11 protein-coding genes and 3 tRNA genes are annotated in these 14137 nt (G+C 62.0%); 1 reads left to right on the top strand and 13 read right to left on the bottom strand.

Annotated elements, in window-relative coordinates; translation table 11 throughout:
* Positions 1-18 precede the first annotated feature (18 nt).
* Positions 19-1452 carry an aldehyde dehydrogenase gene (gene aldA / locus AB4O16_RS26740; RefSeq protein ID WP_460156227.1) on the top strand — a complete coding sequence of 478 codons (1434 nt, stop codon included), beginning with the start codon at positions 19-21 and terminating at the stop codon, positions 1450-1452.
* A gap of 180 nt (positions 1453-1632) precedes the next feature.
* Here aldA and AB4O16_RS26735 read toward each other — a convergent pair.
* The 13 genes from AB4O16_RS26735 to AB4O16_RS26675 form a co-directional block, all read right to left on the bottom strand.
* Positions 1633-1709, bottom strand: a tRNA-Asp gene (locus AB4O16_RS26735).
* 94 nt (positions 1710-1803) lie between these two features.
* A tRNA-Asp gene (locus tag AB4O16_RS26730) sits at positions 1804-1880 on the bottom strand.
* Positions 1881-1933: 53 nt separating this feature from the next.
* Positions 1934-2009, bottom strand: a tRNA-Val gene (locus tag AB4O16_RS26725).
* Positions 2010-2216: 207 nt separating this feature from the next.
* Positions 2217-2993: an SDR family oxidoreductase gene (locus AB4O16_RS26720; RefSeq protein ID WP_460156226.1), complete on the bottom strand. Its 777-nt coding sequence runs from the start codon at positions 2991-2993 to the stop codon at positions 2217-2219.
* Positions 2990-4201 (bottom strand): O-succinylhomoserine sulfhydrylase, encoded by a 1212-nt coding sequence (locus AB4O16_RS26715; RefSeq protein WP_150715390.1) that lies wholly within the window; start codon positions 4199-4201, stop codon positions 2990-2992. Before AB4O16_RS26715 ends, AB4O16_RS26720 begins: the two co-directional genes overlap by 4 nt.
* 73 nt (positions 4202-4274) lie before the next feature.
* A complete protein-coding gene (gene purF, locus AB4O16_RS26710; protein WP_095943671.1) occupies positions 4275-5780 on the bottom strand; it encodes an amidophosphoribosyltransferase in 1506 nt (501 codons plus the stop codon).
* 41 nt (positions 5781-5821) lie between these two features.
* Positions 5822-6382 carry a CvpA family protein gene (locus tag AB4O16_RS26705; protein ID WP_056722189.1) on the bottom strand — a complete coding sequence of 187 codons (561 nt, stop codon included), beginning with the start codon at positions 6380-6382 and terminating at the stop codon, positions 5822-5824.
* Between the two features lie 99 nt (positions 6383-6481).
* Positions 6482-7141 carry an SPOR domain-containing protein gene (locus AB4O16_RS26700; protein ID WP_460156225.1) on the bottom strand — a complete coding sequence of 220 codons (660 nt, stop codon included), beginning with the start codon at positions 7139-7141 and terminating at the stop codon, positions 6482-6484.
* Positions 7125-8432, bottom strand: coding sequence for a bifunctional tetrahydrofolate synthase/dihydrofolate synthase (gene folC, locus AB4O16_RS26695; RefSeq protein WP_460156224.1), 1308 nt, complete (start codon positions 8430-8432; stop codon positions 7125-7127). Before folC ends, AB4O16_RS26700 begins: the two co-directional genes overlap by 17 nt.
* Positions 8429-9349, bottom strand: coding sequence for an acetyl-CoA carboxylase, carboxyltransferase subunit beta (gene accD, locus AB4O16_RS26690; protein ID WP_008047319.1), 921 nt, complete (start codon positions 9347-9349; stop codon positions 8429-8431). Before accD ends, folC begins: the two co-directional genes overlap by 4 nt.
* A 210-nt stretch (positions 9350-9559) precedes the next feature.
* Positions 9560-10186, bottom strand: a complete 627-nt coding sequence (locus AB4O16_RS26685) for a phosphoribosylanthranilate isomerase (RefSeq protein WP_460156223.1) — start codon at positions 10184-10186, stop codon at positions 9560-9562.
* 63 nt (positions 10187-10249) lie between these two features.
* Positions 10250-11074 carry a tRNA pseudouridine(38-40) synthase TruA gene (gene truA / locus AB4O16_RS26680; RefSeq protein WP_460158089.1) on the bottom strand — a complete coding sequence of 275 codons (825 nt, stop codon included), beginning with the start codon at positions 11072-11074 and terminating at the stop codon, positions 10250-10252.
* A gap of 295 nt (positions 11075-11369) precedes the next feature.
* A complete protein-coding gene (locus AB4O16_RS26675; protein WP_460156222.1) occupies positions 11370-13991 on the bottom strand; it encodes a FimV/HubP family polar landmark protein in 2622 nt (873 codons plus the stop codon).
* Positions 13992-14137: the final 146 nt, after the last annotated feature.

The raw sequence follows: 14137 nt of genomic DNA, 5'->3' as shown, positions 1-14137 counted from the left end.
CTGCCAAGGAGTCGCACCATGCCGTCCGTGCCTGTTTACGAAAACTTCATCAACGGCCAGTTCGTGGCCAGCGCTGCCCACCTCGATGTGATCAACCCGGCCACCGGCGCCGTGCTGTCGAAAGTCCCGGCTTCGACCGCCGAAGACGTCGATCGCGCCCTCGCTGCCGCCCGCTCCGCGCAAAAGGACTGGGCACGCAAACCGGCGAACGAGCGCGCCGGTTACCTGCGCCGCATTGCTGCCAAACTGCGGGAAAACGTTGCGCACCTCGCGCGCACCATCACCCTGGAACAAGGCAAGATCAGTGGCCTGGCGGAAGTCGAAGTGAATTTCACCGCCGACTACCTCGACTACATGGCCGAATGGGCCCGGCGCATCGAAGGCGAAATCATCACCAGCGACCGCCAGAACGAAAACATCTTCCTGTTCCGCAAACCGTTGGGCGTGGTGGCCGGGATCCTGCCGTGGAATTTCCCCTTCTTCCTGATCGCCCGCAAGATGGCCCCGGCCCTGCTGACCGGCAACACCATCGTCATCAAGCCCAGCGAAGAAACCCCGAACAACTGTTTCGAATTCGCCCGACTGGTGGCCGAAACCGACTTGCCGGCCGGCGTATTCAACGTGGTTTGCGGTGACGGTCGAGTGGGCTCGGCACTGAGCGCGCACAAAGGCGTGGACATGATCAGCTTCACCGGCAGCGTCGACACCGGCTCGCGGATCATGGCCGCCGCCGCGCCAAACATCACCAAGCTCAATCTGGAGCTGGGCGGCAAGGCGCCGGCCATTGTGCTGGCGGATGCAGACCTCGACCTTGCGGTGAGGGCGATCCGCGATTCGCGGATCATCAACAGCGGGCAGGTGTGCAACTGCGCCGAGCGGGTGTATGTCGAGCGCAAGGTGGCGGATCAATTTATCGAGCGCATCGCTGCGGCAATGAGCGCGACCCGCTACGGCGATCCGATTGCGCAGCCTGATGTGGAAATGGGTCCGCTGATCAATCGCCAGGGCCTGGACAGCGTCAACCGCAAGGTCCGCACCGCGTTGAGCCAGGGCGCCAGCCTGATCAGCGGTGGACAGATTGCCGACCTGCCCAATGGCTTCCACTTTCAGCCAACGGTGCTCGCCGGTTGCCGTGCGGACATGGAGATCATGCGCGAAGAGATTTTCGGTCCGGTGCTGCCAATCCAGATCGTCGATGACCTGGACGAAGCCATCGCCATGGCCAACGACTGCGACTATGGCCTGACTTCGTCGATCTACACCCGCGACCTGAGCAAAACCATGCAGGCGATGCGTGAGCTGGATTTTGGCGAAACCTACGTCAATCGCGAAAACTTCGAAGCGATGCAGGGTTTCCATGCCGGCGTGCGCAAATCGGGGATTGGTGGTGCGGATGGCAAGCATGGGTTGTATGAGTACACCCATACTCATGCGGTGTATTTGCAAGGCTGATTGCGCAACACCAACAACCGTGCAGGAGCGCGCTTGCTCGCTCCTGCAGAGTGGGTCGCAAAAACTCAAATTTCAGACACAAAAAACCCCGGTCTTTCGACCAGGGTCTTTGCTATCGACTCGAAGTAACCACTGGTTTCTTCGTAGCTCCAAGGCGTTCAGTGGGCCTCGGGGCAGATATGGCGCAGCGGACGGGACTCGAACCCGCGACCCCCGGCGTGACAGGCCGGTATTCTAACCGACTGAACTACCGCTGCGTATCGCTTTGGACTTTCGCCCAAGTAACTCGTGTGACTGAAAGCTTCGGTGCTTTTCAATCGCGAACCAGATCGAAATCTGCTTCGTAAATAATGGCGCAGCGGACGGGACTCGAACCCGCGACCCCCGGCGTGACAGGCCGGTATTCTAACCGACTGAACTACCGCTGCGCGTCGGTGGAGGCATTTCAGCCTACCTCTTGCTTTCGCAAGTATCTCGGAAGTGGTGGGTGATGACGGGATCGAACCGCCGACATTCTGCTTGTAAGGCAGACGCTCTCCCAGCTGAGCTAATCACCCGTTTGCATCTCCGAGGCCGCGAAATTTACGCAGGTAGCGAACCTAAGTCAATAGCAGGATTGAAGTTTTTCTGAAAAAGACAAAATCCGCATAAAACCTGTGGGAGCTGGCTTGCCAGCGATGGCGGCCTGCCAGCCAACCTGGATGCTGAATGTTCCGACCGATCGCGAGCAGGCTCGCTCCTACAGTTGATCAGATCCGCCAGTGTCACTCGCTGTAGATCATCTTCTTGGTCATGCCGCCATCGACCACGAATTCCTGGCCGGTGACAAACCCGGCGTTCCTCGACAGCAGCCAGGCCACCATCGCCGCGACATCCTCGACCGTCCCTACCCTGCCCGCCGGATGCTGGGCATGATCGGCTTCGGTCAACGGCTCGGCACGGCGCACCGAGGGGTCGCGGGCGTCGATCCAGCCAGGGCTGACCGCATTGACCCGGATCTCCGGGCCAAGGCTGATGGCCAACGCGTGAGTCAGGGCCAACAAGCCGCCCTTGCTCGCCGCGTAAGCCTCGGTGTCGGGCTCCGACTGCCCGGCCCGGGTCGAGGCCAGGTTGACGATGGCACCGTTGTGAGCACGCAGGTACGGCGCACAGTGCTTGGCCAGCAGCATCGGCCCACTGAGGTTCACCGCCAACACCCGGTTCCAGTGAGCCAGATCGAGGCTTTCCAGGGTGATGTTGTGCGGGTCGGCCACTGCGGCATTGCAGACCAGCGCATCCAGGCGCCCGAACTGGCCGAGCACCTCGGCCACGCCCAGCGCAACCTGCCCTTCATTGGAGACATCCATGGCGATGAACCAGGCGTTGTCGCCCAGCACCTTCGCCACTTTCGAACCGCGCTCGCGGTCCAGGTCCGTCAACACGACTTGCCAGCCTTCACTGATCAGCCAGGCCGAGATCCCCAGGCCGATACCGCGCGCAGCACCGGTCACCAGCGCTACGCGGCCATTCGAGCCCGAGGTCGGCGTAGACAACTCGATCACAGCGCAGCCAGACCGCGCGCCAGATCGGCTTGCAGATCCGCCACGTCTTCCAGGCCGACCGCCACGCGGATCAGGCTGTCACGAATGCCCGCCGCTTCACGTTCCTGCGGCGCCAAACGACCATGGGACGTGGTGCTCGGGTGGGTGATGGTGGTTTTGCTGTCGCCCAGGTTGGCCGTGATCGAAATCAGGCGCGTGGCATCGATAAAGCGCCAGGCGCCCTCTTTGCCGCCCTTCACTTCAAAACTGACGACCGCACCGAAGCCCTTCTGCTGGCGCAGTGCCAGTTCGTGCTGCGGATGGCTCTTGAGGCCGGCGTAATGGACTTTCTCGATGCCGTCCTGCTGCTCCAGCCACTCGGCCAGTTGCTGGGCGTTGGCGCAGTGCGCCTTCATCCGCAGGTTCAGGGTTTCCAGGCCCTTGAGGAAGATCCAGGCGTTGAACGGGCTCAGGGTCGGCCCAGCGGTACGCAGGAAACCCACCACTTCTTTCATCTGCTCGCTGCGACCGGCAACCACGCCGCCCATGCAACGACCCTGGCCGTCGATGAACTTGGTCGCCGAGTGCACGACGATGTCCGCGCCCATTTTCAGCGGCTGTTGCAAGGCCGGGGTGCAGAAGCAGTTGTCGACTACCAGCATCGCGCCTTTGGCGTGAGCGATTTTCGCCAGTTCGGCGATGTCGACCAGTTCGGCCAGCGGATTGGACGGCGATTCGACGAACAGCAGTTTGGTGTTGGCCTTGATCGCTGCGTCCCAACCGGACAAATCCGCCAGGGCCACGTAATCGACTTCGATGCCGAAACGCTTGAAGTACTTCTCGAACAGGCTGATGGTCGAACCGAACACGCTGCGCGACACCAATACGTGATCGCCGGCGCTGCACAGGCTCATCACCACCGCCATGATCGCCGCCATGCCGGTTGCAGTGGCCACGGCTTGCTCGGCGCTTTCCAGCGCGGCGATGCGCTCTTCGAAGGCGCGCACGGTCGGGTTGGTGTAGCGCGAGTAAACGTTGCCGGGTACTTCGCCAGCAAAGCGTGCAGCGGCGTCGGCAGCGGTACGGAATACATAGCTGGAAGTGAAGAACATCGGATCACCGTGTTCGCCTTCCGGCGTACGGTGCTGACCGGCACGTACGGCCAGGGTATCGAACGCTACGCCTTCGAGGTCGCTGTCCAACCGACCGGCATCCCAATCCTGACTCATGCTGTCACTCCTTTCCCTAATCTCGAAAATTAAAAGCCAGATACAAAACCGGCCCCTCAGGGCCGGTAATTACTCAGTTGTTGTACAGGTCGATGATCGCGCTGACTGCCTGCGTCTTGACCTTCGAGGCATCGTTGCGTGCCTGTTCGATCTTGTTCAGGTAAGCCTCGTCGACGTCGCCGGTGACGTACTGGCCATCGAACACCGCACAATCGAACTTGTCGATCTTGATCTTGCCGCCACCGACCGCTTCGATCAAGTCAGGCAGGTCCTGATAGATCAGCCAGTCGGCGCCGATCAGGTCAGCCACGTCCTGGGTCGAACGGTTGTGTGCGATCAGCTCGTGCGCGCTCGGCATGTCGATGCCGTAGACGTTCGGGTAGCGAACGGCTGGCGCCGCGGAGCAGAAGTAGACGTTCTTGGCGCCGGCTTCGCGGGCCATCTGGATGATCTGCTTGCACGTGGTACCGCGAACGATGGAGTCATCCACCAGCATCACGTTCTTGCCGCGGAACTCCAGTTCGATGGCGTTGAGTTTCTGCCGTACGGATTTCTTGCGCGCAGCCTGGCCCGGCATGATGAAGGTCCGGCCGATGTAGCGGTTCTTCACGAAGCCTTCGCGGAACTTCACACCCAGGTGGTTCGCCAGTTCCAGCGCGGCGGTGCGGCTGGTGTCCGGGATCGGGATGACCACGTCGATGTCGTGATCCGGACGCTCGCGCTGGATCTTCTCGGCGAGTTTCTCACCCATGCGCAGGCGGGCCTTGTAGACCGATACGCCGTCGATGATCGAATCCGGACGCGCCAGGTAGACGTGTTCGAAGATGCACGGGGTCAGGGACGGGTTGGTCGCGCACTGACGGGTGTAGAGCTTGCCCTCTTCAGTGATGTAGACCGCTTCGCCCGGTGCCAGGTCGCGAATCAGGGTGAAGCCCAGCACGTCCAGGGAAACGCTTTCCGAGGCGATCATGTACTCGACGCCTTCGTCGGTGTGACGCTGGCCGAACACGATCGGGCGGATGCCGTGCGGATCGCGGAAACCGACGATGCCGTAGCCGGTGATCATCGCCACGACGGCGTAACCACCGACGCAACGGTTGTGCACGTCGGTGACGGCGGCGAACACGTCTTCTTCGGTCGGCTGCAACTTGCCGCGCTGGGCCAGTTCGTGAGCGAACACGTTGAGCAGCACTTCCGAATCGGAGCTGGTGTTGACGTGGCGCAGGTCAGATTCGTAAATCTCCTTGGCCAGTTGTTCAACGTTGGTCAGGTTACCGTTGTGCGCCAGGGTGATGCCGTAAGGCGAGTTGACGTAAAACGGTTGAGCTTCGGCCGACGTCGAGCTGCCCGCGGTCGGATAACGCACATGGCCAATGCCCATGTGACCGACCAGGCGCTGCATGTGACGCTGCTGGAACACGTCACGCACCAGGCCGTTGTCCTTGCGCAGGAATAACCGGCCATCATGGCTGGTCACGATACCGGCAGCGTCCTGGCCGCGGTGCTGGAGGACGGTTAGCGCGTCATACAGCGCCTGATTGACGTTCGACTTACCGACGATACCGACGATGCCACACATGCGACGCAACCCCTACTTAATGGATCTGAACTGAGCACTACTCACTGAGGCGTTTTGGCCGTCGGCAAGAGTTGCTCCTTGAACGGAATATCAGCGGGCACGCTGATTCCGCTGGCAAGCCACTGACTGCTCCACCCGAGGATCAGGTTTTTGGACCAGTCGGCGACCAATAGAAATTTTGGCACGAGCTGTGACTCTTTCCACCACCCGTCCTGCTGTACCGGCCCCAGGCTCAACAGCCCGACGGCAATGACCACCAGCAACCCGCCACGCGCGGCGCCGAAGGCCATGCCGAGGAATCGGTCGGTCCCGGAGAGCCCGGTGACGCGAACCAGTTCGCCGATAAGATAATTGATCATTGCGCCTACGATTAAAGTGGCGACAAACATGATGGCACAGCCCGTGATTATACGGGCCGACGGTGTTTGAATGTACCCGCCGAGGTACTCGGACAGTGAGCCACCGAACATCCAGGCAACGACTCCTGCGATGATCCAGGTCAGCAGCGACAGCGCTTCTTTGACGAAGCCGCGGCTCAGACTGATCAATGCGGAGATGGCGACGATTGCTACGATCGCCCAGTCAACCCAGGTAAATGGCACAGTGCAGCCTACAGACGGATAAGGCGGCGCATTTTAGCAGAGCCCATGCTTATCGGTAAGCTGCGATTGTCAGTGCATTTCATATCGGGGCGATAGTTTTTAGCCACGTTCCGGTTGAAAGCGCACCACAAACCCCTTGAGGTTCTGCTGGCGGTTGAGCAAGTCACGCAGACGGTCGGCTTCTGCGCGCTCGATCAGCGGCCCGACAAACACCCGGTTTTTGCCGTCGGCGGTACGGATGTAGGCGTTGTAGCCCTGGCTGCGCAGGGTTTTCTGAAGCTTTTCCGCGCTTTCACGGCTCGCCAGGCTGGCCAGTTGCACCGACCAGCTGACCGACAAACCATTGGCATCGACGCGGCTTGGCGTGGTGTCCGGCTTGCCCGGTGCCGCCGTGATCGGCTGGGCAGGCGCAGTTGCAGGCTTGGCGGCCAGCGCCGGGACCGGTGCAGGCGATGGCGTAACCGGTTTGGCGGCCGGTGCCGGAGCAACGGGCGCAACCGGCACTGCCGATTCCTGCTGGGCGATTTCGTCGTCGCTCGGCACAGGTTCCTGAGGCAAGGCTTGCGGCTCAGGCACCACCACGGGCTCGACCTGCACCGGCGGCAACGCAGGCGCCTGCGGAGCCGCGGGCGCCTCGACCGTCACCTGGCGCTGTTCGTCCTGGCGGGAAAACAGCATCGGCAGAAAAATCACCGCCAGCGCGACCAACACCAGGGCGCCAACCATGCGCTGTTTGTATGCCTTATCCAGCAATGCCATTTGCCGCTTCCTCCGTGGAGCGCCGGGCCAGCCATTCAAGGGCCTCGGCGACACAATAAAATGATCCGAACAACAGTATTTCGTCGTCGCTCGTGGCCTGCGCGCACTGCCCTTCCAGAGCGGCCGCGACACTGTCGTATGACGTGACCGAAGCACCAAGACCCTGCAATGCATCGCGCAGGTCCGCAACCGGACGCGCCCGGGGCGAATCCAGCGGTGCGACAGCCCAGTGCTGGACACTAGCACTCAATTCGCCGACAACACCATCCAGATCCTTGTCCGCCAGCAACCCGAACACCGCCAGGCGCTTGCCGACCGGTGGACGGCTGGCCAGGCGACGGGCCAGATACTCCGCCGCATGCGGGTTATGCCCCACATCCAGCAATAAATTCAAACGCTTGCCTTGCCATTCGATTTCGCGGCGATCCAGGCGACCGACCACCTTCGTTGCCCGCAGCGCTTCGACAATCTGCGCATCCACCCAAGGCAGACCGAGCAGCAGGTAAGCCTGCAACGCCAGCGCGGCGTTTTCCATCGGCAGATCGAGCAGCGGCAGATCGCGCAGCTCAACCGCACGCCCTTGCGCATCGACACCGCGCCACTGCCAGTTGTGATCGGTGAGGCCGAGATCAAAATCACGTCCACGCAGGAAAAACGCGCAATTGAGCTCGCGCGCCTTGTCCAGCAGGGGTTGTGGAGGATTCAGGTCGCCGCAGAGCGCAGGCGCGTCCTGACGGAATATGCCGGCCTTCTCGAAAGCCACGGACTCACGGGTGTCACCGAGGTAATCGGCATGATCGACGCCGATACTGGTAACCAGCGCCATGTCGGCGTCCACCACGTTGACCGTGTCCAGGCGACCGCCCAGACCGACTTCCAGCACCACGGCATCGAGCCCGGAGTGCTGGAACAGCCAGAACGCCGCCAGGGTGCCCATTTCGAAGTACGTCAGGGAAGTGTCGCCACGCCCGGCCTCGACCGCAGCAAAGGCCTCGCAGAGCTCGGCGTCACTGGCCTCGACGCCGTTGACCGTCACCCGCTCGTTGTAGCGCAGCAAGTGTGGGGAATTGTAGACCCCCACTCTCAAGCCCTGGGCCCGCAACAAGGACGCCACGAACGCGCAGGTGGAACCCTTGCCGTTGGTCCCGGTGACCGTGATCACCCGTGGCGCCGGCTTGCCCAGTCCCATGCGGGACGCTACCTGCTGCGACCGCTCCAGCCCCATGTCGATGGCCGAAGGGTGCAACTGTTCAAGGTAGGCGAGCCATTCGCCAAGGGTACGTTGGGTCATAGGCTGGCAGGTACCGGTGGAACCACGATCGGCTCGATGGGTGCAGCGACGAACTTCGGCGTCGGCAGGCCCATCATTTGCGCCAGCAGGTTGCCCAGGCGCGGACGCAACTCCTGACGGTCGATGATCATGTCGATGGCACCGTGCTCCAGCAGGAACTCGCTGCGCTGGAAGCCTTCCGGCAGTTTTTCACGCACGGTCTGCTCGATCACGCGCGGACCGGCAAAACCGATCAAAGCCTTCGGCTCGCCGACAATCACGTCACCCAACATCGCCAGACTGGCGGAAACGCCGCCGTAGACCGGATCGGTCAACACGGAGATGAACGGGATGCCTTCTTCGCGCAGACGCGCCAGCACCGCAGAGGTCTTGGCCATTTGCATCAGGGAAATCAGCGCTTCCTGCATCCGCGCACCGCCGGAAGCGGCAAAGCAGATCATCGGGCAACGTTTTTCCAGGGCGTAGTTGGCGGCGCGTACGAAACGCTCGCCGACGATGGCGCCCATCGAACCGCCCATGAAGGAAAACTCGAACGCCGAAACCACCACCGGCATGCCCAGCAACGTGCCGCTCATGGAAACCAGTGCGTCTTTTTCGCCAGTCTGCTTTTGTGCAGCGGTCAGGCGGTCCTTGTACTTCTTGCCGTCGCGGAATTTCAGACGGTCAACCGGCTCAAGGTCCGCACCCAGCTCGGCACGGCCTTCAACATCGAGGAAGATGTCGATGCGGGCGCGGGCGCCGATACGCATGTGATGGTTGCACTTGGGGCAAACGTCCAGGGTCTTTTCCAGCTCCGGACGATACAGCACAGCCTCGCAAGACGGGCATTTGTGCCAAAGACCTTCAGGCACCGAGCTCTTCTTGACCTCGGAACGCATGATCGAAGGGATCAGTTTGTCTACTAACCAGTTGCTCATGCTTTCTTTCTCCAGTACCGGCGGCCCGAACGCTCTGGTTCGCAGCCCCGTGTATGCCCTAGCGCTAAATTCATGTGTGCGGTGATGGACTGCCGCGGTCAGCGCGAAACATGACCTGCGTGCAACCACAAACCCTCGGATCTGCCTGCATTGTGCAGTGCATCCGCTTTGTACAGTGCAGTGGACGGCGGCAGTCTGCCAGCCGTCACATCAACAGGTGCTACCGCGTACCGCTTTGATAAATGCCTGGATCCTTGCGTGATCCTTGATGCCCTTGCTCGCCTCTACCCCGCCGCTGACATCCACGGCATAAGGCCGGACGCGGGCAATCGCTTCGGCGACGTTATCCGGCGTCAGACCGCCGGCCAGAATGATCGGTTTGCTCAAGCCCTGCGGTATCAGTGACCAGTCAAAGGCCTCGCCGGTTCCTCCGGGAACGCCTTCGACATAGGCATCGAGCAGGATTCCACTGGCACTGGCATAGGCATCGCAGGCCGCGGCGATGTCATCGCCCGCCTTGACCCGCAGCGCCTTGATGTACGGGCGGTGCCAGCCTTCGCAATCCTCTGCGCTTTCATCGCCGTGAAATTGCAGAAGGTCCAGGGGCACCGCGTCGAGCAGCTCACCCAACTCGCACCGGCTCGCATTGACGAACAGGCCCACGGTGGTCACGAACGGCGGCAGCGCCTTGATGATCGAGCGCGCCTGCTGGAACGTCACCGCACGGGGGCTTTTGGCGTAGAACACGAATCCGATGGCATCCGCCCCGGCCTCGACGGCTGCCAACGCATCCTCTATGCGGGTAATCCCACAGATCTTGCTGCGAACGGCTGACATGTCGACACAACTCCAAGACAAATCCGGGAAAGTCCCGGATGGTAACAAAAGCATTCGAGGGCGTCAGCCGCCAAGTTCCGAGAAGCCGGTCAGGAAGTGTGGACCGATGTAACGCTCGGGCAATTGGAACTCGTCGCGGTACTCGACCTGCACCAGATACAGGCCGAACGGATGCGCGGTCACGCCACCGGTGCGGCGAATCCGGCTCTCCAGCACCTCTTTCATCCACTCCACCGGACGCTCGCCGGCGCCAATGGTCATCAGCACCCCGGCAATGTTGCGCACCATGTGGTGCAGGAAGGCGCTGGCGCGAATGTCCAGCACGATCATCTTGCCGTGGCGGGTGACGCGCAGGTGATGCAGTTCCTTGATCGGCGACTTGGCCTGGCACTGACCGGCGCGGAATGCACTGAAATCATGGGTGCCGAGCAAGTACCGGGCGGCCTCGGCCATGCGCTCGACGTCCAGTGGACGGTGATTCCAGGTCACTTCTTCGTTCATTTGCGCCGGACGGATCTGATCGTTGTAGATCACGTAGCGATAACGCCGGGCGATGGCCTTGAACCGTGCATGGAAATGCGCCGGCATGACCTTGGCCCAACTGACACTGACGTCGTGGGGCAAGTTGATGTTGGCGCCCATGGTCCAGGCCTTCATCGAACGCTCGACCTGGGTGTCGAAATGCACCACCTGCCCGCAGGCATGCACGCCGGCGTCGGTACGCCCGGCGCACATCAGCGAAACGGGCGAGTCGGCGACTTTGGACAAGGCGTTCTCGAGGGTTTCCTGCACGGTGAGCACCCCGGACGCCTGGCGCTGCCAGCCGCGGTAGCGCGAGCCTTTGTATTCGACGCCCAGCGCGATCCGGAAAAAGCCGTCGGCGGCCATTTCGGCGGCCGGGTTATCTATATTTGCCAAGGAGGGACAGCCTGATGATGTATCAAAGGCGGGCATTATAAGGCCGTCGGGCGGGGATGCCAGAGGGATCTCCTTTGACTGTTCGGGCCCCATCGTCGGATCGCCGCCCGGACCAAGCCCGCTCCCACAGGTTTTGTGAACGACACAAATCACTGTGGGAGCGGGCTTGCCCGCGATAGCAATTTCGCAGACACCAACGCATCACCGGCCAGACAAAAACGGCAGCCTCAATGGGCTGCCGTTCTGTTTACAACCTACCGATCACTCAAGCCAGGCGCGACAGCATCTCCCTCGCTTCGGTCTTCTGCTCGGCATTGCCTTCGCTCACGACCTCATTGAGGATGTCGCGGGCGCCGTCGCTGTCGCCCATGTCGATATAGGCCTGGGCCAGATCGAGCTTGGTTGCCGCTTCGTCGGTCCCCGAGAGGAAGTCGAAGTCATCATCGTCGCCCAGTGCGGCATCCGCCTCGGTGAAGGTCGGCTCGCCGATGCTGTTGGACAAGCTCTCCAGCTCGGCGTTGACATCATCCAGCTCCGCCGCGAACGCATCCGGCGTGCCCGTTTCGTCGGCCAGCGACAGATCGAAATCGGCCGGCAGATCCAGGTCATCCAGCGCCACGTCAGGAACAGCCGGGGTTTCGGCGACCGGGAAATCCTTCACGCCGTCATCCAGATCCAGCAGGAAATCGTCTTCAGCCAGCATCGCCGGCGACGGTTCTGCACCGAGGTCCAGATCGAGATCGAAGTCCGACAGATCGTCGAGGTTTTCCTTGATTTCAGTCTGCTGCTGCAAGACCGACTCAAAACTCAGATCGTCATCCAGCGGGAACTCGTCCAGGTCTGCCAGCGCCGTCACTTCAGGCTCAGGTGCAGGCGCCACGGGCTTGATCGTGTCCAGATCATCCAGGCTCAGGTCGAAGGCGCTGTCGAGGTCGTCATCGAGCGGTGCCGGCTCCGGCGCGGGAGCCGGCGGCTCATCGAGCAACAGATCCTTGACGTATTGCGCATCCAGTTCGGCCGCAACGGCGGCTGCGGCGATACCACCGGCAGCCACCAGCGCCATGGCCGGGAAACGGCTCTTGAGTTTTTCGACCTGGGCGAAGTTGTCGCCATTGGCCACCAACTTGCGCTCCTGAGCGACGAACGCATCGCGATCGCCTTGCTGGCCGTAGACTTCCATGAGTTTCAAGCGCAAGTCGCTGCGCTGAGGCTCTTGCTTGACGCCGTCTTCGAGCAACGCGGCAGCCTGGTTCAGACGACCGGCATTGATGTGCGACTGAGCCTGACCCAACACGTCGTGAGAACGCTCGGCAGCCGGCGCCACCAATGGCGCGGCGATCGGCGTGGTCATCACCACCGGAGCAATGACCGGGGCCGGCGCGGGGGCTGGGGCTGGTGCCATTGCCGGTGCCGAGACTGTCGCCAGCTTCACGCTCGGCGCCGGGACTTCCAGGCCTTCGAAACTGCTTTCCGGCAGGTCGAGATCCGCCGAGAACGGCTGTTCTTCGGCCAGGGCACGTGCCATGCGCAGATGCTTCTCGGCTTCTTGCTGGGCTTTGCGGCGGCGCGCCAGCAACAGCAGCAGGAGCAGCAGAATCACCGCGCCACCACCCACCAGGCCCAACAGCACCGGATTGCTCAGCAGCTCATTGAATTTCTGCTCGTCGGAGGCGGCCGGAGTCGCCTCGACAGGTTTCTCGGCCGGAACCGGAGCTGCCTCGGACGCTGGCGCAGGTGGCGCACTTTCAGCCGGAGCAGGCGCAGGGCTTGCTGTGAGCTCGGCCGACATTGCCGGAGCTGCTGCCGCTACAGCTGGCGCCCCATTTGCGCCCTCGGCCTGCAATTTGGCCAGTTGATTGTTCTTCAACTCGATCAGGCGCTGCAGCTTGTCCATCTGGCTCTGCAGATCGGCCATGCGGCTTTTCAGTTCAGCGTTATCACGACGACTGGAGTCGAGGCTTTCCTGGGTCACCGCCAGCTTGTTGCTGAGGGCCGCGGCATCTCCTGCGGCCCCTTTGCCACGGTTCTTGCCGGACTCGGCAGAAACCAGGCTCAGTTTGTCGCTGGCCGGTTGAGCCGGAGCGCCATCGGTGCGAGCACGATGGGTGGCGTCGAGCTGTTGCTGCCCTGCCCCGGGCTTGGCCACATAACGACGCCCCTGACGCCAAGCCTTGTTTTGCGCTGCCACCTCGCTGATCGCCTTGGGCTGCGGCAGGTTCGTGCTCTGTGCCTGGTCCGGCATGCGCAGCACCTGGCCGGTTTTCAGGCGGTTGATGTTGCCGTCGATGAAGGCGTCCGGATTCAGCGCCTGGATGGCCAGCATGGTTTGCTGGATCGAACCGCCATTACGCGCCTTCGCGGCGATCTCCCACAGGGTATCGCGCGGCGTGGTGGTGTATTGGGAAGGCTTGGTCGCACCGGTAACCGGCGCGGCGACGGCTGGCGTCGGTGCCGGTTGCGCGGCCGCCTCGGCGGTTTGCGGCGAGAATTTCGATGGATCGAGCAGCACACTGTAGTCGCGCAGCAAGCGGCCGTTCGGCCACATGACCTGAACCAGGAATTTCACCATGGGCTCGGAGAGCGGCTTGCTGGAAGTCACGCGCAGGATGCTTTTGCCGCTGGCGTTCAGCACCGGAGTAAAGGTCAAGTCATTGAGAAACGCCTGGCGGTCGACACCGGCCTTGGCGAAATCTTCCGGCGAAGCCAGGCTCGGCACCACTTCGGCGGCGGTGAGGTCCTTGACATCGAGCAGCTCGATTTCCGCTACCAGCGGCTGGTTGAGCGTCGATTTCAGGGTCAGCTCCCCGAGCCCGAGAGCATGCGCCATACCGGAGGACAGCGCCGAGGCGGCCGCTATTGCTAACACCAGTTTGCGAACTTGAACCATTAGCTCATCCTTAGTTTGAACATTCCTCGGCCAGCGAGAAGATATTGATAGCCGCCGCCGTAAGGCATTGCGTGCAACGGCAAAGGTCGTCGCGCGCGATCATTTGATTGATGCCCCGGAAAGCCCCGCAGAGTGGCTCGCCTTCA

It is taken from the genome of Pseudomonas sp. S2_H10 (assembly GCF_054668285.1).
The sequence above is the reverse complement of the archived record's forward strand: the minus strand, read 5'-3'. Positions and strand labels throughout refer to the sequence as shown.

Excerpts from the sequence above, each read along its gene's own strand:
- aldA (WP_460156227.1), top strand. The coding sequence starts at position 19 with ATGCCGTCCGTGCCTGTTTACGAAAACTTCATCAACGGCCAGTTCGTG.
- AB4O16_RS26715 (WP_150715390.1), bottom strand. The coding sequence starts at position 4,201 with ATGAGTCAGGATTGGGATGCCGGTCGGTTGGACAGCGACCTCGAAGGC.
- purF (WP_095943671.1), bottom strand. The coding sequence starts at position 5,780 with ATGTGTGGCATCGTCGGTATCGTCGGTAAGTCGAACGTCAATCAGGCG.
- AB4O16_RS26700 (WP_460156225.1), bottom strand. The coding sequence starts at position 7,141 with ATGGCATTGCTGGATAAGGCATACAAACAGCGCATGGTTGGCGCCCTG.
- folC (WP_460156224.1), bottom strand. The coding sequence starts at position 8,432 with ATGACCCAACGTACCCTTGGCGAATGGCTCGCCTACCTTGAACAGTTG.
- accD (WP_008047319.1), bottom strand. The coding sequence starts at position 9,349 with ATGAGCAACTGGTTAGTAGACAAACTGATCCCTTCGATCATGCGTTCC.
- AB4O16_RS26685 (WP_460156223.1), bottom strand. The coding sequence starts at position 10,186 with ATGTCAGCCGTTCGCAGCAAGATCTGTGGGATTACCCGCATAGAGGAT.
- truA (WP_460158089.1), bottom strand. The coding sequence starts at position 11,074 with ATGGCCGCCGACGGCTTTTTCCGGATCGCGCTGGGCGTCGAATACAAA.
- AB4O16_RS26675 (WP_460156222.1), bottom strand. The coding sequence starts at position 13,991 with ATGGTTCAAGTTCGCAAACTGGTGTTAGCAATAGCGGCCGCCTCGGCG.